The following is a 19,659-nucleotide window of genomic DNA, read 5'->3' as shown; positions in this document are numbered from 1 at the left end:
GGTGTCCGGAATTTCGCGATCTTCGTGCGATTGACCACGGGTTGTCGCGCTCATGTCTCAGGGGCGTCACCGGGTGAGGGCAGCCCGGGGGCGGCTCGTACTGGGTGGCGGCTGCTCGGGAGGTCCGGGCGCCGAGACACGGGGAGATTCGAGAATGATCCGCAACCGCATCGCCGCGATCGCCGCCACCACCGCCGCCGCGGCCCTGCTGCTGACCGCCTGCAACGCCACCGACGACGCCGCCTCCGCGGCCCGCGAGGGCGCCGGATCCGCCCTGCAGAGCCTGAACTTCGGCAGCGGCACGGCCAAGCAGAACAACGCGGCCCCCGGCACCGGCGACTGGGCGACCCGCCCGGGCAAGCCCGCGACCAAGCCGGTCGCCAAGAAGTGGGTGCAGCTCAGCGCGTCGCGGGCGGGCGACCTGAACCCGGTCGTGGTCAACGGTGCCGGGTTCACCCTCTACCGCTTCGACAAGGACACCGCGGACCCCTCCAAGTCGAACTGCTCCGGCGACTGCGCCACCACCTGGCCGCCGGTCCTGGTCGCCCCCGGCGGCAGGATCTTCGTCGACGGCGTGGCCAAGTCCGACGTCGGCGTGGTCAAGCGCGACGACGGCACCCTCCAGGTCACCCTCGGCGGCTGGCCGGTCTACCGCTTCAGCAAGGACCTGAAGCCCGGCGACACCAACGGGCAGGGCGTGGGCGGCACCTGGTTCGGCGTGACGCCGGACGGACAGAAGGCGGGCACCCCCGCCGAGGAGCAGGAGCAGGGCGACGGCGGCACCGCCGCCCCGGCGAGCAGCGTCACGCTCTCCGACGAGATCAACTTCGGCGACCCCTCCGAGGGCCTGGCCGGCGCAGGCTGCCAGAACGTCGGCCGTGACGACTCCGCCTCCTCCCTCCAGGCCGCCGGCACCCTGAAGATCTGGTCCGAGAAGGACTGCAAGGGCGAGTCCAAGGTGGTGCAGGGCAACATCGCCGACCTGAACTCGGTCGGCTTCGACGACAAGATCTCGTCGGTGTTCCTCGGCTGACGCCTTCGGCGGCGCACCCGTGGGCCGCGGTCCCCTTCCGGGGGCCGCGGCTCCCTCATGCGCTCCCCGGCCAGAGCCCGTCGTCGGTCAGCCCCAGCAGCTCGATCGCGTTGCGCCGTACGATCCGGTCGACCACGTCGGCGTCCAGGTGCCCCATCTGCGCCTCGCCGACCTGGCGGGACTCCGGCCAGGTGGAGTCGGAGTGGGGGTAGTCGGTCTCGTAGAGCACGTTGCCGACGCCGATGGAGTCGAGGTTCCTCAGCCCGAAGGCGTCGTCGAAGAAGCAGCCGTAGACGTGGTCGGCGAACAGCTCGGACGGCGGCCGGTGCACCTTGTCCGCGACCCCGCCCCAGCCCCGGTTCTCCTCCCAGACGACGTCGGCGCGCTCCAGGATGTACGGGATCCAGCCGATCTGGCCCTCGGCGTACATGACCTTGAGGCCCGGGAAGCGCTCGAACTTGCCGCTCATCAGCCAGTCGACCATCGAGAAGCAGCAGTTGGCGAAGGTGATCGTCGAACCGACCGCGGGCGGCGCGTCGGCGGAGGTGGAGGGCATCCGGCTGGACGAGCCGATGTGCATGGCGACGACCGTGCCTGTCTCGTCGCAGGCGGCGAGGAAGGGGTCCCAGTAGTCGGTGTGCACGGAGGGCAGTCCGAGGTGCGGGGGTATCTCGGAGAAGGCGACGGCCCGCACGCCCCGGGCCGCGTTGCGGCGGACCTCGGCGGCGGCCAGCTCGGCGTCCCACAGGGGGATGAGGGTGAGCGGGATCAGCCGCCCGCGGGCGTCGGGCCCGCACCACTCCTCCACCATCCAGTCGTTGTACGCCCGCACGCCCAGCAGGCCCAGCTCGTGGTCCTGCGCCTCGGTGAAGGTCTGGCCGCAAAAGCGCGGGAAGGTCGGGAAGCAGAGCGCCGACTGGACGTGGTTGACGTCCATGTCCGCCAGCCGGGAGGGCACGTCGAACGAACCCTTGCGCATCTGCTCGTAGGTGATGACCTCCAGCTTGATCTCGTCCCTGCTGTACCCCACGGCGGTGTCGAGGCGGGTCAGGGGCCGGTGCAGGTCCTCGTACACCCACCAGTCGCCGATCGGCCCGTCGTCGCCGGGCCGGCCCATGACGGGCTTGAACCGCCCGCCCAGGAAGGTCATCTCCTTCAGCGGCGCGCGGACTATGCGCGGTCCGATGTCCAGGTACTTCTTCGGAAGCCGGTCCTGCCACACCGTGGGCGGCTCCACCGTGTGGTCGTCGACGGAGATGATCAGGGGAAACGTCGTCTCGGTGTCCATGGCGCTCACGGTAGCGCCGATCTGACGACCCGTCAGCTATGCCGGAGCGGCCACTACCGTGCGAAGAGCGCGTGAGGACCTTGTGATATCCCGCGCGCCTGGCTGTGATCACCCCCTCCACGGCTGACGCATCTGCCATGAACAAGGCAAACTGGCGGAGATGTAAACAGGCCCTAGGGGGACGGCGATGGACGGGGTACCGCGAGTGCCGGAGCAGAGGCGTCCCGGCTCCGCGAAAGATGCGGCGGAGCCGGCGGCGGCGCTGCGCTTCGGCGTGCTCGGTCCGGTGCGCGCGTGGCGCGGCGAGGAACAGCTCGCCACCGGCTCCCCCCAGCAACGCGCCCTGCTCGCCGCCCTGCTGCTGCGGGAGGGCCGTACGGCGACCGCGGCGGAGCTGATCGACGCCCTATGGGGCGAGGAGCCACCCTCGCAGGCGCTGGCGGCGCTGCGGACGTACGCCTCCCGGTTGCGCAAAATCCTGGATGCCGGGGTCCTGGTGAGCGAGTCGGGCGGCTACGCGGTGCGGGGCCTGGCCGAGGGCGCGCTGGACCTGGGGGTGGCGCAGGAGCTGGCGACGGAGGCGGAGAAGGCCCGGGGCGCCGGGGATCTGTGCCGGGCGCGGGACGCACTCGCGCGGGCGCTGGCGCTGTGGGACGGCGAGGTGCTGGCCGGGGTCCCCGGGCCGTACGCGGAGGCCCAGCGGGTCCGTCTTGAGGAATGGCGCCTCCAACTGCTCGAATCCCGCCTCGACATGGACCTGGAACAGGGCTGCCACGCGGAGGCGGTCTCGGAGCTGACGGCACTGACGGCCGAGCACCCGCTGCGCGAGCGACTGCGGGAGCTGCTGATGCTGGCGCTGTACCGCAGCGGCCGGCAGGCGGAGGCGCTGGCGGTGTACGCGGACACGCGGCGCCTGCTGGCGGACGAGCTGGGCGTGGACCCGCGCCCCGGCCTGAAGGAGCTCCAGCAGCGCATTCTCCAGGCGGACCCGGCCCTCGCGGAGCCGTCGGCGCCGACGGCCGAACCGGCGGCGGTCCCGGTGCGTCCGGCGCAACTGCCCGCCACGGTCCCGGACTTCACCGGCCGCGCCTCCTTCGTCTCGGAGCTCGGCGAGGTCCTCGCCTCGGCCGAGGGCCGGGTGATGGCGGTGTCGGCGCTCGCGGGCATCGGCGGGGTGGGCAAGACGACGCTGGCGGTGCACGTGGCGCACCAGGCGCGTGCGGCCTTCCCCGACGGGCAGCTCTACGTCGACCTCCAGGGCGCCGGCCCTCGCGCGGCGGAGCCGGAGACGGTGCTGGGCTCGTTCCTGCGGGCGCTGGGCACCGCGGACTCGGCGATCCCGGACTCCCTGGAGGAACGGGCCGCGCTCTACCGCTCGGTGCTGGACGGACGCCGGGTCCTGGTCCTGCTGGACAACGCCAAGGACGCGGCGCAGGTACGGCCGCTGCTGCCGGGTATGGAGGGCTGCGCGGCGCTGGTGACGTCCCGGGTGCGCATGGTCGACCTCGCGGGCGCCCACCTGGTCGACCTGGACGTGATGTCGCCGGACGAGGCGCTGTCCCTGTTCACGAAGATCGTGGGCGAGGAGCGGGTGGCCTCCGAGCGGGAGGCCGCGCTGGACGTGGTCGCGGCGTGCGGCTTCCTGCCGCTGGCGATCCGCATCGCGGCGTCCCGGCTGGCGGCACGGCGTACGTGGACGGTGTCGGTGCTGGCGGCGAAGCTGGCGGATGAACGCCGCCGCCTCGACGAACTCCAGGCGGGCGACCTCGCGGTGAAGGCCACCTTCGAGCTGGGCTACGGCGCCCTGGACCCCGCCCAGGCCCGCGCGTTCCGGCTGCTGGGCCTGGCCGACGGCCCGGACATCTCCCTGGCCGCGGCGGCAGCGGTGCTGGACCTCCCGACGGAGGACACCGAGGACCTCCTGGAGGCCCTCGTCGACACCTCACTCCTGGAATCGGCGGCGCCCGGCCGGTACCGGTACCACGACCTGGTGCGACTCTACGCGCGTGCGTGCGCGGAACGGGACGAGTGGCCGCCGAGCGAGCGGGATGCGGCGTTGTCGCGGTTGCTGGACTTCTATCTGGCCACGACCGCGCAGGTGTACGCCATCGAGCACCCCGGGGACCGGCTGACCGACGACCTGGAGCCCACCCGCTATCCGGGGCTGCGGTTCGCCGAGGGGACGGCGGCCCTCGACTGGCTGTACACAGAGGCCGGGCAACTGCTGGCCTGCGTACGGCAGGCGGCGGGGACGGAGCGGCTGCGGCGTGCGGTCGATCTGCTGTGGGCGGCGAAGGACCTGACCGAGTCCGGGGCCAACTCGCATCAGTACGAGATGACGGCGCGGGCGACCTGCGAGGCCACCCGGGCCGCCGGCCACGAACGGGCGGAGGGCAGGGCGCGTACGGTGCTCAGTGATGTGCTGCTGGTCTCCGGGCGCATCCAGCCGGCCGAGCAGGAGGCCCGAGTCGCCATGGGACTCGCGGGGAGCGCACAGGACGCCACCGCCGTGAGCTGGGTGGCCAACAACCGGGGACTCATCTGCCTGCACGAGAGCCGGTTCGCCGACGGCAAGGTCTTCTTCGACCAGGCCCTCGAGGGTCTGCGGGCGGCAGGGAACCGGCCCTTCGAGGCCACCGTCCTGGGCAACCTTTCCCGTGCCCACCTGGGCATGGGCAACATCGCGAAGGCCGTGGAGATGGCACAGCACGGGCTGGCCGTGCACAGCGAGATCGGCCGGACGGTGCGCCTCGCCAACGGTCACTTCGCGCTCGGTGTCGCCCTGACCCGCGCGGGCCGTTACACCGAGGCGCTCAGCCAGTTCTCCGACGCGCTCGGCATCTTCAACGACCATCGGCAGCGACTATGGGAGGGCGTCACCCACTTCCGCATCGCCGAGGTGCACGCGGCCGACCGCCGCCCGGCGCAGGCTGCCCAGCACGCCGAACAGGCGCTCGCGCTGGGCTGTATCGGCGGCGACCGGATGCAGGGCAACGTCCTTACGCTTCTTGGGCGTTCGCTCTTCGCACTCGGTCAGGCGGACCGGGCCCGGGCGTGCTGGCGTGAGGCCCTGAGCCTCTACGAGCAGAACGGCGCCGGGGAGGCCAACGCGGTGCGCGCGCTGCTCACCTCGGCTGCGGCAGCGTAGAACTCGAGTCTGTGACCTGCGGATTGTGGGCGTTCAGCGTTCGTTTATCTCCGCCCGGCAGTCTCTTCCCTGTCAGACCGTCGCGTCGGGGGGCAGGCGGTCCGACCCGGAGCCCGACCGATTACTGTGCGGCTCCGAACGCCCGTCCGGCGATCCGCGGGGGAATCCCCGGACGGGCGTTCCTCACTCATCGCCGAAACAGAGGAACACGAGCCCATGAGCGACAAGAAGAAGGACGCGACCGTCTCTCCGGACAACAACGCGATGCCGAGCGAGCCGGCCGCCGCGGACGAGAAGATCACCACCCTCAACAACGCCATGCCGAGCGAGCCGGCTGCCGCTGAGGAGAAGATCACCACGCTCAACAACGCCATGCCGGCCGGGCCCGCGAAGCTGAACCTGAACGACAAGTAGGCCTCATCGCACGGGGATCGGCCGCGGCGGCTCGGAGGGGGAGCCACCGCGGCCGAGGTGTGTCCGGGGGGGGCGCCGGGCGGTCGCTGTCGCGGCGTGCGCTGTGAGGCGGGCGCAATGGCGCGTCCCCACAGCCTCTGCGCGTCGTTCCCTCTCCCGACACCCGGCCGTCGCACCCGACCGCCACGCTCGGGTGTCATGGCATCCGAGCAGAGCGCGGCGGCGGGCGCCGGACAGCCGTCGGCGCTCGTCAAGTTCGTTCAGTTCGTCCCGCTGGGCGCGGTGGCCGTCGTGCTGCTCGACTCCGCCACGGACTTCTTCCCGGACGACCCGCTCGCGGGCATCCTGACGCCGACCCGGCTCGCCCTGCTGCTCGGGATCATCGCCTTGGCCGTGCCTGTACGGGGCCGGCCGCGGGCGCGGCTGCGGGACTTCCGGACGCGGCTGGATCTGCCCGTCGGGCTGCTCGTCGCCGTATCGGCCGCGACGACGTACCGCGGCGGCCACCCCACCGCACCCCTGCGCGGCCTGCTCACCGTCATCGCCTGCTACTACCTGGTCGTCGCGGTGCGCCGCACGCAGCCCGAGTCGTGGCGCGCGATCGGCCTCCTCGCGCTGACCGGCGTCGCGGCCGCCGCCACCAGCGCCTTCTCCCAGGTGACCAACGAGACGCCGACCGGCTTCTGCCGCACCGGACTGCTCACCGACATCGCCTGCGACGCGGGCGGCGACGGCGTCCTGATCCGCGCCACCGGAACCTTCTCCAACCCGAACCTGCTGGCCGCCTTCCTCGTGCTGCTGCTGCCGTTCGCCCTGCTCGCCGCCGTGTGCGTGGACGAACGCACGGCCCGTACGGCGATCGTCGTACTCGTCGTGACCGGATACGGCGCCCTGCTGACCACCTTCTCGCGCGCCGGGTATGTCGCCGGCGCCGCCGGTCTCCTCGTCCTCGGCGGTGCCTACTGGCTGGCGCCCAGGATCGCCGACCGCGCGCAGCGCCGGCTGTTCGCCGTCCTCGGCACCCTCGCCCTGCTCGGCGCGGCCGGCGCCATCTGGGCCGTGTCCCGGGCCGGCAACTCCCTGGGCGTGCGGGGCCAGGCGTGGGAGGCGGCGCTCGGGCTGGCCGCCGACAACCCCCTCGGCGTCGGCCTCGGCCGCTCCGGCGCCGCCATATCCGCCACCGCTCCCGGCGAGCGGACCTTCGTCCACGCCCACAACCTGTGGCTCAACTGGCTGGTGGAGGCGGGCCCGCTCGGGCTCCTCGCCATCACCGCCGTGGCCGTGATCGCCGTGTCCTCGGCGGCCCGCGCCGCCCGCGCGAAGTCGGTCATCGGCACGGTCGGCCTGGCGGCCCTGACCGGCTTCTTCCTGATGAGCATGATGGACCACCCGGCCAACCTGGACCGCATCGACGCCCTGCTCTGGTACGCCCTCGCGATGGTCATGGCCGACACCCCGGCCACCTGGCGCAAGCGCGCGGGCACCACCCCGGCCCCCGTCCCGGCGCAGATCAAACGCCCCCGCCACGGCCCGCAACGCATCGGCGCCGCGAGCTGACGGCCGACGTGGAGCCCGGATCGCGATCGCGGCCCACTCCGACCCGCAACGCATCGGCACCCCCGGCCGACCGCCGACGTGGAGCCCGGCCCACTCCGACCCCCAGCGCGTCAGCGCCCCCGGCCGACCGCCGAGGCAGGGCCCGGCTCACTCCGACCCGCAACGCATCGGCACCCCCGGCCGACCGCCGAGGCGGAACACGACCCACTCCGACCCGCAGCGCATCGGCACCCCCGGCCGACCGCCGACGTGGAGCCCGGCCCGCAACGCATCGGCACCCCCGGCCGACCGCCGACGGCAAGAGCAGCCGGTTCCTCAACCCCTCCCCCGCAACTCCCCCTTGACCACCTTCCCGCTCGCGTTCCGCGGCAGCTCGCCCACGAACTCCACCGCCCTCGGCACCTTGTAGTTCGCCATCTCCCGCCGTGCCCAGGCGATCAGGTCGTCCCCGGTCAGCACGGCCCCCGGCCGCCGCACCACGAACGCCTTCCCGGCCTCCCCCAGCCGCGCGTCCGGCACGCCGATCACCGCGACGTCCGCGACATCGGGGTGCAGCCCCAGCATCTGCTCGATCTCCGCCGGGTAGGCGTTGAAGCCGCCGACGATGAACATGTCCTTGATGCGGTCGGTGATGCGCAGGTTGCCGCCCTCGTCCAGCACGCCCACGTCCCCGGTCCGCAGCCAGCCGTCCTCCGTCAGCACCTCGGCCGTCGCCGCCGCGTCCTCGTAGTAGCCCCGCATGACGTTGAAGCCGCGGACCAGCACCTCGCCGGGTTCGCCGGGCGGCGCCTCGACGCGCACCTCCGTGCCCGGTATCGCGCGGCCCGACGTGGAGGCGATGACCGTCGGGTCGTCGCCGCGCCGGCACATCGTCACGATGCCGCTGGCCTCGGACAGGCCGTACGCCGTCAGGACCGTCTCCACGCCCAGCTCCCCGCGCAGCCGCTCCACCAACCGCAACGGCACGACCGCGGCGCCCGTCACCACCAGCCGCAGCGCGGACAGGTCGTGCGCGTCGCGTGCCGGGTGGTCCAGCAGCGACTGGTGCAGGGTCGGCGGGCCCGGCAGCACCGACACCCGTTCCGCCGCGATGTTCGCCAGCGCCGTGCCGACGTTGAACACCGGCTGGGGGATCATCGTCGCGCCCCGCATGAGGCAGGCGATCACCCCGGCCTTGTAGCCGAAGGTGTGGAAGAAGGGGTTCACGATCAGGTAGCGGTCGCCCTGCCGCAGTCCCGCCAGGTCGCTCCACACCTCGTACGCCCGCAGCGTCTGCGCGTGGGTGATCACCGCGCCCTTCGGGCGGCCCGTCGTACCGGACGTGAAGACGATGTCCGACGCCCAGGAGCCCTGGACGGACTCCGCACGGGCCCGCACCTCGGCCGCGTCCACCCCGTCCCCGCTCGCCAGGAAGTCCTTCCAGGTACGGAAGTCCGCGGGGGCGTCGTCCGAGAGCACCACCACCTGCTCGAGCGCCGGCAGCCCAGGCCCCTCCGCGACCGCCCGCCGCAGCGACGCCACGTACGACGTCCCCAGGAACGTGCCCGTCACGAACAGCAGCCGCGCCCCGCTCCTGCGCAGCACATCGGCCGCCTCCCCGCCCTTGAAGCGGGTGTTCAGCGGCACCAGCACCGCCCCCGCCGACACCGCGCCCAGCGCGGCCGTGATCCAGTCCAGCGTGTTCGGCGCCCAGATGGCGACCCGGTCGCCCGGCGCGATGCCGTTCGCCATGCAGGCCGCGGCCGAGCGCTCGACGCGGGCGCCCAGTTCGGCGTACGAGATCCGGCTGCGGCCCTCCACCACCGCCTCGACGTCCGCGTACCGCTCGGCCGCGGACCGCACAAGTTCCGGAACGCTGCCCCACTCCAAGTCACCGCGCACCACGGCCTCCAGACCCACTAGCTGACTACCCGTCAGATTAGCTGTAGCCTGACGCCCTGTCAGCAGCCGCTTCAGCATGCGGAGGTGCGCGCAGCATGACCTCAGGCACCGGCCTCAAGGACGCCACCGCGATCGTCGGCATCGGACAGACACCCTTCGCCAAGAACCTTCCGGACGACGAGAGAACACTGGCCTGCCGGGCCGTTCTCGCCGCCCTCGACGACGCCGGCATCGCCCCCGGCGAGGTCGACGCCCTCGCCTCCTACACCATGGAGGAGACCGACGAGGTCGAGCTGGCGAAGGCGGTCGGCTTCGGTGACCTCACCTACTTCAGCAAGGTCGGCTACGGCGGCGGCGGTTCGTGCGCCACCGTCGCGCACCTGGCCACCGCCATCGCCACCGGGCAGGCGACGGTCGGCGTCGCCTGGCGGTCCCGCAAACGCGGCAGCGGCCCCCGGCCGTGGCGGAACACCACCGCCCAACTGCCCACCCCGGCGCAGTGGACCCGGCCCTACGGCCTCCTGCGCCCCGTCGACGAGATCGCGATGCTCGCCCGGCGGTACATGCACGAGTACGGCGCGACGCGGGACCACCTGTTCAACGTCGCCCTCGCCTGCCGCAACCGGGCCAACCAGAACCCGGACGCGATCATGTACGACCGGCCGCTGACCCGCGAGATGTACATGACCTCGCGCTGGATCAGCGAGCCGCTCTGCCTCTTCGACAACTGCCTGGAGACCGACGGCGCCCTGGCCTGCGTGATCGTCAGCCGCGAGCGCGCCCGCGACTGCCGGCACACCCCCGTCTACGTCCACTCCGCCGCCCAGGGCCTGCCCGCCCAGCACCACGGCATGGTCAACTACTGGAACGACGACCCGCTCACCGGCCCCGCCTGGACCGCCGCCCGGCATCTGTGGAAGCACGCCGACCTCACTCCACAGGATGTGGACGTCGCCCAGATCTACGACGCGTTCACCGCGCTCATACCGCTCTCGCTGGAGGGCTACGGCTTCTGCGGGCGCGGCGAGGGAGGGGCGTTCACCGAGGGCGGCGCCCTGGAGATCGGCGGGCGGCTGCCGATGAACACCGGGGGCGGCGGGCTCAGCGAGGCCTACGTGCACGGCTTCAACCTCATCAACGAAGGCGTCAAACAGCTCCGCGGCACCAGCACCGCCCAGGTCCCCGGCGCCGCGACCTGTCTCGTCACCGCCGGCGAAGGCGTGCCCACCTCCGCGCTGCTCCTGAGGAGTTGATCGAAGGATGCTCTCCCCCGTCACCGACCCCGACGGCGCCCCCTTCTGGCAGTACGCCGCCCAGGGCGAGCTGCGCGTCCAGTCCTGCGCCGACTGCGGCGAGGCCCGCTTCCCGCCCCGCCCGTGCTGCCCGCACTGCCAGTCCTTCGCGAGCGAGTGGCGGCGGATGAGCGGGCACGGGCGGATCTGGTCGTACGTCGTCCCCCACCCGCCCCTGCTGCCCGACTACGCCGCGCAGGCGCCGTACAACGTCATCGTCGTCGAACTCGCCGACGCCCCCCGCATCCGCCTCGTCGGCAACCTCGTCACCGGCCCCGACGCGGCTCTCGACTCCGTGCCCCCGGACCGGATCCGCATCGGCGCGAAGGTGCAGGCCGTCTTCGGCAGAGCCGGTCTGCCGCGTTGGATCCTGGAGCGGCCGTGAGCGTCGACGTCACGACCGACAAGGACACCGCCGTCGCCGTCGTCACCCTCGACCGGCCCGACCGGCTCAACGCCATCGACCTGCCGATGCGGGACGAACTCGTCGCGGCCTGGCGTCAGTTGCGGTTCGACGACACCGTGCGGGCCGTCGTCCTCACCGGCTCCGGGGAGCGGGCCTTCTGCACCGGGCTGGACCGGGACGCCGTCGTCCCGCAGCCCGACTCGCCCTACATGACCGACGATCCACTGCTGCGCGTCGGGCCGAAGTCCAACGACCTGTGGAAGCCCGTCGTCGCCGCCGTGACCGGCATGGCCTGCGGGGGCGCCTTCTATCTGCTCGGCGAGGCGGACTTCCTCGTCGCCGACCCGGCGGCCGCCTTCTTCGACCCGCACACCACCTACGGCATGGTCAGCGCCTACGAGTCGATGCTCATGGCGCTGCGCATGCCGTACGGGGAGGCCGCGCGGATGGCGCTCATGGGCAGCGCGGAGCGGCTGTCGGCCCGGCGGGCCCATCAGATCGGGCTGGTCTCGGAAGTCACCGAACCCGGCGGCGCGTTGGCCGCCGCCGTCGACTGCGCCGCCGTACTCGCCGGGTATCCGGCGGAGGGGGTGCAGGGGACCGTGCGGGCGCTGTGGGCGGCCAGGGAGGCCGCCCTCGCCCACGCCTTCGCGCAGGCACCGCACCTGGTCGCGCTCGGGAACCTGCCGGGTGAGCGGCAGGCGGAGCTGTTCCGGGCGCGGCGCCGCGCGTTCAGGACACGGTGACCTAGTAGCGGTCGGCCATGCGCATCGGTTCGCTCAGCTCGCAGCTTCCGCCGGAGGCGCTCTTCCGGGCGACGACGTCGGTGGTCTCGCCGGCGCCCGCGTCGACGGTCAGGATCCCGGAGGTCGCGGTGTCCAGCACCGTGCCGGCCGAGTCCTTGAAGGTGACGGTGAAGGTGTAGGAGTACGTCGTGGTCGCGCTGCTGTTGGTGGCGCGGACGCGGGCGACGAGCCCCTTGGCCGCGTCGTACTCGCACTCCTCGATCTTCACGTCCCCGGTGTCCTCCGCGGCCGGCCCCTCGGTCGCCTGCGCACCGCCGCCCGAGGACGACCCCGTGTCGTAGTCGTCATCGTCGTCGTAGTGCGTGCTGCCGCCGTAACTCCCGCCCGAACCGCTCGACGAGCTGCTGGAGTTCGAGTTGCTGTCGCAGCCGCCGCCGCTGGAGTGCCGTGCGCCCGTCAGGGCGACGACTACTCCGACGAACACGGCCACCGCGCGGACATGGCGAAGCTTCACGGTGTTTCAACCCCCGTTGTCGCGATCGTGAACACGTCACGTTAGCAGCGGCCGCATGGCGGTAAGCGCTCACCCGGCGTAGCGTCTCGTGTAAGAGCGGTGAAGATGGCCGCTCTTCCGGGACGGCCGCCGTCCGGATCCCTTCCGTACACCGGCACGACGGCCGTCACACACCGACGGCTCATGCATGCCAGGGGCGGACGGGGCCCCTTCAGGGGCGCGGGAAACCGCGCGACCAGCCACGACGGCGCCGCACCCGACCGCTGACGCTACGCGGTACGCGCCGTACCGGTGCCCTTCTCCGCGTCCAGCGCATACACGCACCGATCCTTGCTGCACGCGTACACGACCCCGTCCTTCACCACGGGCGACCCGGTGATCTCGCCCCCCGTGGCGAGCTTCCAGCGCAGCCGGCCGTCGTCGGCCTTCAGGGTGTACAGCAGATGGTCGGTGGAGCCGAAGTGGATCCGGCCCTCGGCCACCGACGGGGCACCCACGAGGTCGCCGCCCGCCTGGAAGCGCCACTTCGGCGTCCCGGTGACCGCGTCCAGCGTGTACAGGCCCTTGCCGCTGCCGACGTGGACATGGCCCCCGGCCACCAGCACCGGCTCGATCGAGGAGCGGGACTCCGTGGCGATGCGCCAGCGGTCGCGGCCGTCGGTGGCGTCCAGGGCGTAGACCGTGCCGAGGTAGTCGGCGAGATACACACCGCCGCCGGTCACCGCAGGGCCCGGCACGAAGGCCGGCGGGCACAGGAAGACCGCCGGGGCCTCGAAGTGCCAGCGCACATGCCCGCTCATCACGTCGAGCGCGAGCACGCGTGTGCCGGCCGAGACGTACACATGGCCGTCGTGGGCCTGCGCCACGCGCACCGGCACCCCGCCACAGGAGGCGGCGTCGCCGATCGGGTACGACCAGCGCTCGTCGCCGGTGCGCGCGTCCAGGGCCTTCAGCCGGGCGTCCTGCCAGACGTACACCGTGCCGTCGTACAGCGCCGGCCCGGCCTCCGGGGACTCGAAGTCGGTCTGCGCCCCGGTGATCTCCCACAGCTTCTGGCCGTTGGACGCCTCCCAGGCCTGGACGCCGCCGCCGCGCGTGCCGGTGACGACGGTGCCGCGCTCGGCCTTGAGGGAGTAGACCCAGGCGTCCGTCTGCAGCCGCCACAGGTCGGCGCCCTCGCGGCACTCCAGGGCGAACAGCGTCGGTCCGTCGGAGGCGTGGATGCGGCCGTCCGCGACCGCCATGGACCAGGCGACGTCCCGGGTCTTGAAGCGGCGGCGGCCGGTCGCCACGTCCAGGGCGTGCACCTCGAAGGAGGTGACGTAGACGAGGTCTCCGTCGACGGCCGGGGTACCCCAGACGTCGTTCGACATGCGAAAACGCCAGGGCCGCCAGCCGGCCGCGTTCTCCGGGGGCACGGGCGGCACGGCGGGGCCGACGGCGGGGTCGGTGCCGTTTACGCCGGGGCGGGGCTTGGACCAGGAGGCGACCAGGCCGGCCTCCGGAGGGGGCGCCTTCATGGCGGCGGCACGGGCGTCGGCGACGCGCGGGCCGGGGCCGATGGGGACCGCGGCGCCCGCCAGGCGGACCGGGCCGGTGTCGGGGGCGCCGACCGGGACGGGCTGCGGGGCCGGGACGACCGGGTCGTGCGAGGGCGGGGGCGGTAGCGGCGCGGGGGCGATCCGGCCGCCGCTGCGGCCGGAGGCGGGCGAGGGCTTGGCCGCCGGGCGGCCGCCTCTGCGCGACTCGATCAGGCCCACCGCGCGCTCGGGCAGCCACGCGGACGCCGTACCGCTGTCGTCGGAGCCGGAACCGAAGAGGTGGGGCGCGAGCTGGGCCTGGAGGTCGGCCGGGTTGGGGCGGGCCGTGGCCTCCATCTGCATACAGGACTCGATCAGCGGGCGCAGCTCGTCCGGGAGACCTTCCAGGTCCGGGCCCTCGCGCAGCAGCATGAAGACCGTCTCGACCGGGTTGGCCCCGTGGAACGGGGGGTGTCCGGTGGCGGCGAACACCAGCATCGAGCCGAGCGAGAAGACATCGCTCGCGCCGGTCACGCTGCGCGAGTCCTTCGCCTGCTCCGGCGACATGTACGCGGGCGTACCGACGGCGACATTGGTCATCGTCAAACGCGTGTTCGATACGCCGGACGCGATACCGAAGTCGATGACGCGGGGACCGTCCTCGACCACGAGCACGTTGGACGGCTTCAGGTCGCGGTGCACGAGCCCGGCGCCGTGGATCGACTGGAGGGCCTCCGCCACACCCGCGGCCAGCCAGCGCACCGCCTGGGCCGGCATCGGCCCGCACTCGTTCACTATTTCCTCGAGGGAGGGCGCGGGCACGTACGCGGTGGCCAGCCACGGCACGGCGGCGCGCGGGTCGGCGTCGACGACCGCGGCCGTGTAGAAACCGGAGACCGCCCGGGCCGCCTCCACCTCACGCGTGAAGCGGACGCGGAAGAGCTGGTCCTCGGCGAGCTCCGTACGGACGGTCTTGATCGCCACGCGCCGGCCCGAAGCCGAGCGCGCGAGATAGACCAGCCCCATGCCGCCGGCGCCCAGCCGTCCGAGCACCTCGAACGGCCCGATCCTGCGCGGATCGTGCTGCGTAAGCTGATCCACCACTCTGCCTGCCACCTCCCCGTACGGGCCCCGTCACCCAGATATGTACGCGACCCCGTGCAGCGTCTCACCACCGCACCGCCTTGGCGGCACGCACCCCGATTCTTCCTGTCCGAGGGCGTGGTTGCGAACCCGACGGCGGAACGGGGTGTCTTGGGACAAAACCACACTCCGGTGCCACCGCAAAGCGCCGGTTCGCATAGTGGGACGCCGAAGGTAAGAGTGCGGTCGGCGTTTCAGCGTTCCAGGACCGCGAAGGAAGCGCCCTGGTCGTCGGTGACGACGGCGACCGTCCCGTACGACGTTTCGAAGGGCGGCACCTGCACCCGCCCGCCGAGCCGGTTCACCGTGCCGAGGATCTCCGCGCAGTCCGCCACCCGGAAATGGACCACGAAATGAGGCGGCATCATCGCCGGAAACACGTCTTCGACGGCCGCCCGGCCGAAGTCCGGTTCGGCGTCCGGCCCGAACAGGGCGTCGTGGAAGAGCCCGCCGTAGAAGGTGTTGGCGGCCTCGGTGTCCCGGGCGTACAGCTCGGCCCAGGCGAAGGTGCCGACCTTGTGCCGGCGCCCGAATCCGGTGTGCCCGTCCGCCTGCCACAGCCCGAAGACCGCGCCCTCGGGGTCGGTGACCAGCGCGGCCGTGCCGAGCTCCGCCCCGATCCGCGCCGGCGAGGTGACCACCTGTCCGCCGGCGTCACGGATCCGCCCGGCCAGCCCCTGTGCGTCCGGGGTGGCGAAGTACACCGTCCACACGGTGGGCATCCGCCCGTCCGTCTTGCGGGAGAGCGCGGCGACGCGGTCGCCGTCCAGGCGGGCCCATACGGTGGAGTCGTACGCCTCCTCGAAGTCCCACCCGAAGAGCTCGCCGTAGAAGCGCTTGCCCGCCGCCACGTCCGCGAGCTGCGCTTCGACCCAGCACGGGACGCCCTCCATGTATCCCGTTCCGTTCGCGGATGCCCTGTTTTCGGCCATGCGGCAAAAGTAGCGGCCTCTCCCGCACCCCGCAGACCAGGCACACCAGCCTCGCGCTCCTCGTGCACCCCATTTGCAGTCGGCCGAATCGCGCCCCGATCACGCCTCGGTAAGCTGACGACATGACAGGACAAGTGCGTACCGTCGACGGCCGCGTGGCCGGCCGGCGTGGGCAGGCGACCCGGCAGAAGCTGCTCGACTGCCTCAGCGAGATGCTCAGCTCTTCCCCGTACCGGGACGTCAAAGTCATCGATGTCGCCCGGAAGGCGGGCACTTCGCCCGCCACCTTCTACCAGTACTTCCCGGACGTCGAGGGCGCCGTCCTGGAGATCGCCGAGCAAATGGCGGCCGAGGGCGCCGGGTTGACCGAGCTCGTCGAGGGCCGTAGCTGGGTCGGCAAGGCCGGCTGGCAGACGGCACAGGAACTCGTCGACGGCTTCCTCGAGTTCTGGCGCAAGAACGACGCGATCCTCAGGGTCGTCGACCTCGGGGCGTCCGAGGGCGACAAACGCTTCTACAAGATCCGTATGAAGATCCTGAACTCCGTCAACAACTCCCTTGCGGAAGCCGTCACTCAGCTTCAGTCCAAGGGCAAGGTCGACAAGGACGTCAACCCGGCGGCGGTCGCGGGCTCGCTCGTCGCGATGCTCGCGGCGGTGGCCTCCCACCAGAAGGGTTTCCAGACGTGGGGCGTGAAGCAGGCTGAACTCAAGCCGAACCTGGCGCTGTTGGTGCACCTGGGCGTGACCGGCAAGAAGCCGACGAAGTAGCGGCGCTCAAGTCCTGTCTTGCAGGCGGTGGTCCACACAGGTGGGGCCACCGCCTGCTGCCCGTTCACGGCACCTCGCGTCACGCGGGCAGGGGCCGGTCGTTCACGACGTGCTTCATCACCAGCGTCGAGGTCAGCCGCTGCACTCCCGGCAGCGTGGCCAGCTTCTCGTCGTACAGCCGCTGGTAGGCGGCGAGGTCCGCGGCGACGACCCGCAGCAGGTAGTCCGGCTCCCCGAACAGCCGCTGCGCCTCCACCACGTGCGGGATGTCGGCCAGCGCGCCCTCGAACCCGGCGACCGTGTCCCGGTCCTCCTGTCGCATGGAGACGAAGACCAGCGCCTCGAAGTTCAGCCCCACGGCGGCCGGCTCCACGACGGCCCGGTATCCGCTGATGGCGCCGGCCCGCTCCAGCTCCCGCAGCCGACGGTGACACGGCGAGACGCTGAGCCGCACCCGCGCGGCCAGCTCGGTCACGGTCAGCCGCCCGTCCTGCTGGAGCTCGGCAAGAATCTGTCTGTCCACGTCGTCCATGAGGCAGATCTTCCCTCACGACTGCGGATCATGGGCAAACTTCGACAACACTTTCGGGCCATTCCCGCCTAATGTCCCCACCATGGACTCCGGACTGCTCATTTCCTTCCTCGCCATCGACCTGCTGCTGGTCTGCGTGCCGGGCGCCGACTGGGCGTACGCGATCTCCGCCGGGCTGCGCGGCCGCTCGCCGGTGACGGCGGTGGCGGGCCTGGTCACCGGATACGCGCTGCACACCGTCCTCGCGGTGGCCGGCCTCGCGGTGCTGGTGGCGAGCGAGCCGGGTCTGCTCACCGCGCTGACCGCCGCCGGCGCCGCGTACCTGGTGTGGCTGGGGTGGGGCGTGCTGCGCCGTCCGGGCACCCCGGGGGAGGCCGAGGAGGCCGTGGCCGCGAGCCCGGCCCGCGCCTTCCTGCGCGGCGCCACGATCAGCGGCCTGAACCCCAAGGGCCTGCTGCTCTACCTGTCGGTGCTGCCGCAGTTCCTGCTGACGAAGGGCGACCACCTGCCGGTCCCCGCCCAGACCGCCGTCCTCGGCCTGCTCCACATGGCCTGCTGCGCCGCCGTCTACCTCACGGTCGGCCTCACGGCCCGAGCGGTCCTCGGCGCCCGCCCGACAGCGGCCCGCGCGGTCGCCCGCACCTCGGGCGCGGCCATGCTGGGAATCGGCGCGTTCATGCTGGTACAGCGCCTGGCGACGCTGTAACGGTCACCGGCCCGGGAGATCCTTGCGGACGATCCGGAACAGCCGGATCTCCCGCTCCACCCGTGCCTGGTACGTCGCATACGGCGGCCAGAACGCCAGCGCCGTCTTCCACACCGCCGCCCGCTCCTCCCCCTCCAGCAGTTGGGCCGTGACGGGGATGTCGTGGCCCTTCCAGTTGACCTCGGCGTCGGAGTGGGTGAGGAGGTTGTGGGTCCAGGAGGGGTGGCCCGGGCGGCCGAAGTTGGAGCCGACCAGGATCCAGGAGCGGCCGTCCTCCTCGGGCATGCAGGCCAGCGGCGTGCGGCGGGGCAGGCCGCTGCGGGCGCCGGTGGAGGTGAGGATCACGCCGGGCAGCATCTGGGCGCTGAGCAGCACCTTGCCGCGGGTGAGGCGGTGGACGGCGCGGTCCAGAGCGGGGATGACGTGCGGGGCGACCTTGGCGAAGCCCCGCGTGGAGGACACCTTCTGCACCGCTCGTACGACCACGGGTACGCCGATCACACCGCCACCTCCTGGGGGTCGGACATCTCGAAGAGCCGGGCGGCGGCCGCGGCGTGCGCGCGGAGCCGGTGTACCGGGCCGAAGAGGAGGTCGTCCCCGGCGGCCCGCTTGAAGTACAGATGCGCCTCGTGCTCCCAGGTGAAACCGATGCCGCCGTGGAGTTGGATGCCCTCGGCGGATGCGGTGCGTAGCGCCTCCAGGGCCTGTGCGAGGGCGAGGCGCGCTTCGGGTGGGGTCGTGCCAGGTTGTTCTTTGTCCGCGGGTTCGTCGTGGCTGGTCGCGCAGTTCCCCGCGCCCCTTAGGGGCGTTGCCTCTCGGGACGTTGCCGCCCACGCCGCGTAGTACGCCGCCGAGCGTGCCGCCTGCACCTGGACGTATACGTCCGCCAACCGGTGCTTCACCGCCTGGAAGGAACCGATCGGCCGGCCGAACTGCTCCCGCTGGCCGACGTACTCCACGGTCTGCTCCAGCGCCCGGCCGGCGGCTCCCACGGCCTCGCAGGCGAGGACGGCGGCAGCCGTGTCGCCGGCCGAGGCGAGGGCCGTCAGGACCTCCCGGCCGTCCTCCTCGCCCAGCAACTCGGCGTCCACGTCCCGGAGTTGGACCCGACCCTGGGGGCGCGTGGCGTCCAGTGCCGTCTGCCGTACGCGCACCACCCCGGCGGCGTCCCCCGGCACCAGGAACAGCAGGGTCCGCGACCGCGCGAACCCTCCGGCGTGCGCGGCGACCACCAGCAGCCCGGCGCTGTGTCCGTCCAGTACCTGCTCGACCTGCCCGTACAGCCGCCAGCCGTCCTCCGTCCGCCGCGCCTGCACGCCTCCGGCGCGCCCGCCACCTGCCCAGTCGCCGCCGTTGTCGCCGGTGAGGATGAGGGCGGCGGCGAGTGCGGTGCCCGGGACGGCGAGGGCGGCGGTGAGCTTGCCGGAGGCGAGGCGGGGCAGCAGCTCGGCGCGCTGGGCGTCGGTGCCGAGCGCGGCGATCAGCGGGGCGGCGAGGACGGCGGTGGCCAGCAGCGGGGAGGGGGCCAGCGCGCGGCCCGTCTCCTCACAGGCCAGGGCGAGTTCGGTCGCCGAGCAGCCGACACCGCCGTACGCCTCGGGAAGGGCGAGTCCGGGCAGGCCGAGCTGTTCGGCGAGGGCGGTCCACAGGGCGGGGTCGTGTCCGGCGGGGGTGTCGAGGGCCGCGCGCAGCTCCCGGGGTCCGCAGCGGCTGTGGAGCAGCTCGCGGAGGGTGCGGCGGATCTCGTCCTGCTCGGGGGTGAGGCTGGCGTCCATGG

At 72.5% G+C, this 19,659-nt stretch carries 17 protein-coding genes; 9 read left to right on the top strand and 8 right to left on the bottom strand.

The window, feature by feature from the left end:
- Nucleotides 1–154 precede the first annotated feature (154 nt).
- On the top strand, nucleotides 155–1,033 hold the full coding sequence (locus ACZ69Q_RS28275; RefSeq protein ID WP_471046836.1) for a hypothetical protein: 879 nt from the start codon (nucleotides 155–157) through the stop codon (nucleotides 1,031–1,033).
- A gap of 55 nt (nucleotides 1,034–1,088) precedes the next feature.
- Here ACZ69Q_RS28275 and ACZ69Q_RS28270 read toward each other — a convergent pair whose 3' ends face one another.
- Nucleotides 1,089–2,321, bottom strand: coding sequence for an amidohydrolase family protein (locus tag ACZ69Q_RS28270; protein WP_471046834.1), 1,233 nt, complete (start codon nucleotides 2,319–2,321; stop codon nucleotides 1,089–1,091).
- Between the two features lie 187 nt (nucleotides 2,322–2,508).
- On the opposite strand from ACZ69Q_RS28270, the gene afsR reads away from it, so the two are divergent.
- The 3 genes from afsR to ACZ69Q_RS28255 all read left to right on the top strand — a co-directional run bounded on the left by afsR (nucleotide 2,509) and on the right by ACZ69Q_RS28255 (nucleotide 7,440).
- Nucleotides 2,509–5,469 (top strand): SARP-family global regulator AfsR, encoded by a 2,961-nt coding sequence (gene afsR / locus ACZ69Q_RS28265; RefSeq protein WP_471046832.1) that lies wholly within the window; start codon nucleotides 2,509–2,511, stop codon nucleotides 5,467–5,469.
- Between the two features lie 216 nt (nucleotides 5,470–5,685).
- Nucleotides 5,686–5,883 carry a regulatory protein AfsS gene (afsS, locus tag ACZ69Q_RS28260; protein ID WP_471046830.1) on the top strand — a complete coding sequence of 66 codons (198 nt, stop codon included), beginning with the start codon at nucleotides 5,686–5,688 and terminating at the stop codon, nucleotides 5,881–5,883.
- A 198-nt stretch (nucleotides 5,884–6,081) separates the two neighbouring features.
- Nucleotides 6,082–7,440 (top strand): O-antigen ligase family protein, encoded by a 1,359-nt coding sequence (locus ACZ69Q_RS28255; protein ID WP_471046828.1) that lies wholly within the window; start codon nucleotides 6,082–6,084, stop codon nucleotides 7,438–7,440.
- Nucleotides 7,441–7,755: 315 nt separating this feature from the next.
- Here the strand turns inward: ACZ69Q_RS28255 and ACZ69Q_RS28250 are convergent, their stop codons facing one another.
- Complete coding sequence (locus ACZ69Q_RS28250; protein WP_471046826.1) at nucleotides 7,756–9,321, bottom strand: FadD3 family acyl-CoA ligase; 1,566 nt, start codon at nucleotides 9,319–9,321, stop codon at nucleotides 7,756–7,758.
- A gap of 95 nt (nucleotides 9,322–9,416) precedes the next feature.
- Between ACZ69Q_RS28250 and ACZ69Q_RS28245 the strand changes: the two genes are divergently transcribed.
- From ACZ69Q_RS28245 to ACZ69Q_RS28235, 3 genes are read left to right on the top strand one after another with little or no spacing between them, the layout of a single operon-like run.
- Complete coding sequence (locus ACZ69Q_RS28245; protein WP_471046824.1) at nucleotides 9,417–10,574, top strand: lipid-transfer protein; 1,158 nt, start codon at nucleotides 9,417–9,419, stop codon at nucleotides 10,572–10,574.
- A gap of 7 nt (nucleotides 10,575–10,581) precedes the next feature.
- Entirely contained in the window at nucleotides 10,582–10,998 is a 417-nt protein-coding gene (locus ACZ69Q_RS28240) for a Zn-ribbon domain-containing OB-fold protein (protein WP_471046822.1), read from the top strand.
- Entirely contained in the window at nucleotides 10,995–11,765 is a 771-nt protein-coding gene (locus tag ACZ69Q_RS28235) for an enoyl-CoA hydratase/isomerase family protein (RefSeq protein ID WP_471046820.1), read from the top strand. The genes ACZ69Q_RS28240 and ACZ69Q_RS28235 overlap by 4 nt, the downstream gene beginning before the upstream one ends.
- A gap of 1 nt (nucleotide 11,766) precedes the next feature.
- Here the strand turns inward: ACZ69Q_RS28235 and ACZ69Q_RS28230 are convergent, their stop codons facing one another.
- From ACZ69Q_RS28230 to kbpA, 3 genes are all read right to left on the bottom strand, one after another.
- Entirely contained in the window at nucleotides 11,767–12,279 is a 513-nt protein-coding gene (locus ACZ69Q_RS28230; protein ID WP_471046818.1) for a hypothetical protein, read from the bottom strand.
- A 269-nt stretch (nucleotides 12,280–12,548) separates the two neighbouring features.
- Nucleotides 12,549–14,903 carry a protein serine/threonine kinase AfsK gene (afsK, locus tag ACZ69Q_RS28225; RefSeq protein ID WP_471046817.1) on the bottom strand — a complete coding sequence of 785 codons (2,355 nt, stop codon included), beginning with the start codon at nucleotides 14,901–14,903 and terminating at the stop codon, nucleotides 12,549–12,551.
- A 233-nt stretch (nucleotides 14,904–15,136) separates the two neighbouring features.
- Nucleotides 15,137–15,874: an AfsK-binding protein KbpA gene (kbpA, locus tag ACZ69Q_RS28220; protein ID WP_471046815.1), complete on the bottom strand. Its 738-nt coding sequence runs from the start codon at nucleotides 15,872–15,874 to the stop codon at nucleotides 15,137–15,139.
- Nucleotides 15,875–16,008: 134 nt separating this feature from the next.
- Here kbpA and ACZ69Q_RS28215 point away from each other — a divergent pair, with 134 nt between their 5' ends.
- The gene (locus ACZ69Q_RS28215; protein ID WP_269645394.1) at nucleotides 16,009–16,644 is read left to right on the top strand and encodes a TetR family transcriptional regulator; all 636 of its coding nucleotides are present in this window, start codon (nucleotides 16,009–16,011) and stop codon (nucleotides 16,642–16,644) included.
- A 79-nt stretch (nucleotides 16,645–16,723) separates the two neighbouring features.
- Here the strand turns inward: ACZ69Q_RS28215 and ACZ69Q_RS28210 are convergent, their stop codons facing one another.
- Nucleotides 16,724–17,176: an Lrp/AsnC family transcriptional regulator gene (locus ACZ69Q_RS28210; protein WP_471046813.1), complete on the bottom strand. Its 453-nt coding sequence runs from the start codon at nucleotides 17,174–17,176 to the stop codon at nucleotides 16,724–16,726.
- 82 nt (nucleotides 17,177–17,258) lie between these two features.
- Between ACZ69Q_RS28210 and ACZ69Q_RS28205 the strand changes: the two genes are divergently transcribed.
- The gene (locus tag ACZ69Q_RS28205; RefSeq protein ID WP_471046811.1) at nucleotides 17,259–17,882 is read left to right on the top strand and encodes a LysE family translocator; all 624 of its coding nucleotides are present in this window, start codon (nucleotides 17,259–17,261) and stop codon (nucleotides 17,880–17,882) included.
- A 3-nt stretch (nucleotides 17,883–17,885) separates the two neighbouring features.
- Here the strand turns inward: ACZ69Q_RS28205 and ACZ69Q_RS28200 are convergent, their stop codons facing one another.
- The gene (locus ACZ69Q_RS28200; RefSeq protein WP_471046809.1) at nucleotides 17,886–18,383 is read right to left on the bottom strand and encodes a nitroreductase/quinone reductase family protein; all 498 of its coding nucleotides are present in this window, start codon (nucleotides 18,381–18,383) and stop codon (nucleotides 17,886–17,888) included.
- Nucleotides 18,380–19,657 carry an acyl-CoA dehydrogenase family protein gene (locus ACZ69Q_RS28195; protein ID WP_471046807.1) on the bottom strand — a complete coding sequence of 426 codons (1,278 nt, stop codon included), beginning with the start codon at nucleotides 19,655–19,657 and terminating at the stop codon, nucleotides 18,380–18,382. The genes ACZ69Q_RS28200 and ACZ69Q_RS28195 overlap by 4 nt, the downstream gene beginning before the upstream one ends.
- Nucleotides 19,658–19,659 lie beyond the last annotated feature (2 nt).

The sequence above is a fragment of the Streptomyces sp. NPDC036764 genome (genome assembly GCF_055609385.1).
The sequence above is the reverse complement of the archived record's forward strand: the minus strand, read 5'-3'. Positions and strand labels throughout refer to the sequence as shown.

Excerpts from the sequence above, each read along its gene's own strand:
- ACZ69Q_RS28275 (WP_471046836.1), top strand. The coding sequence starts at position 155 with ATGATCCGCAACCGCATCGCCGCGATCGCCGCCACCACCGCCGCCGCG.
- ACZ69Q_RS28270 (WP_471046834.1), bottom strand. The coding sequence starts at position 2,321 with ATGGACACCGAGACGACGTTTCCCCTGATCATCTCCGTCGACGACCAC.
- afsR (WP_471046832.1), top strand. The coding sequence starts at position 2,509 with ATGGACGGGGTACCGCGAGTGCCGGAGCAGAGGCGTCCCGGCTCCGCG.
- afsS (WP_471046830.1), top strand. The coding sequence starts at position 5,686 with ATGAGCGACAAGAAGAAGGACGCGACCGTCTCTCCGGACAACAACGCG.
- ACZ69Q_RS28255 (WP_471046828.1), top strand. The coding sequence starts at position 6,082 with ATGGCATCCGAGCAGAGCGCGGCGGCGGGCGCCGGACAGCCGTCGGCG.
- ACZ69Q_RS28245 (WP_471046824.1), top strand. The coding sequence starts at position 9,417 with ATGACCTCAGGCACCGGCCTCAAGGACGCCACCGCGATCGTCGGCATC.
- ACZ69Q_RS28240 (WP_471046822.1), top strand. The coding sequence starts at position 10,582 with ATGCTCTCCCCCGTCACCGACCCCGACGGCGCCCCCTTCTGGCAGTAC.
- kbpA (WP_471046815.1), bottom strand. The coding sequence starts at position 15,874 with ATGGCCGAAAACAGGGCATCCGCGAACGGAACGGGATACATGGAGGGC.
- ACZ69Q_RS28210 (WP_471046813.1), bottom strand. The coding sequence starts at position 17,176 with ATGGACGACGTGGACAGACAGATTCTTGCCGAGCTCCAGCAGGACGGG.
- ACZ69Q_RS28205 (WP_471046811.1), top strand. The coding sequence starts at position 17,259 with ATGGACTCCGGACTGCTCATTTCCTTCCTCGCCATCGACCTGCTGCTG.
- ACZ69Q_RS28195 (WP_471046807.1), bottom strand. The coding sequence starts at position 19,657 with ATGGACGCCAGCCTCACCCCCGAGCAGGACGAGATCCGCCGCACCCTC.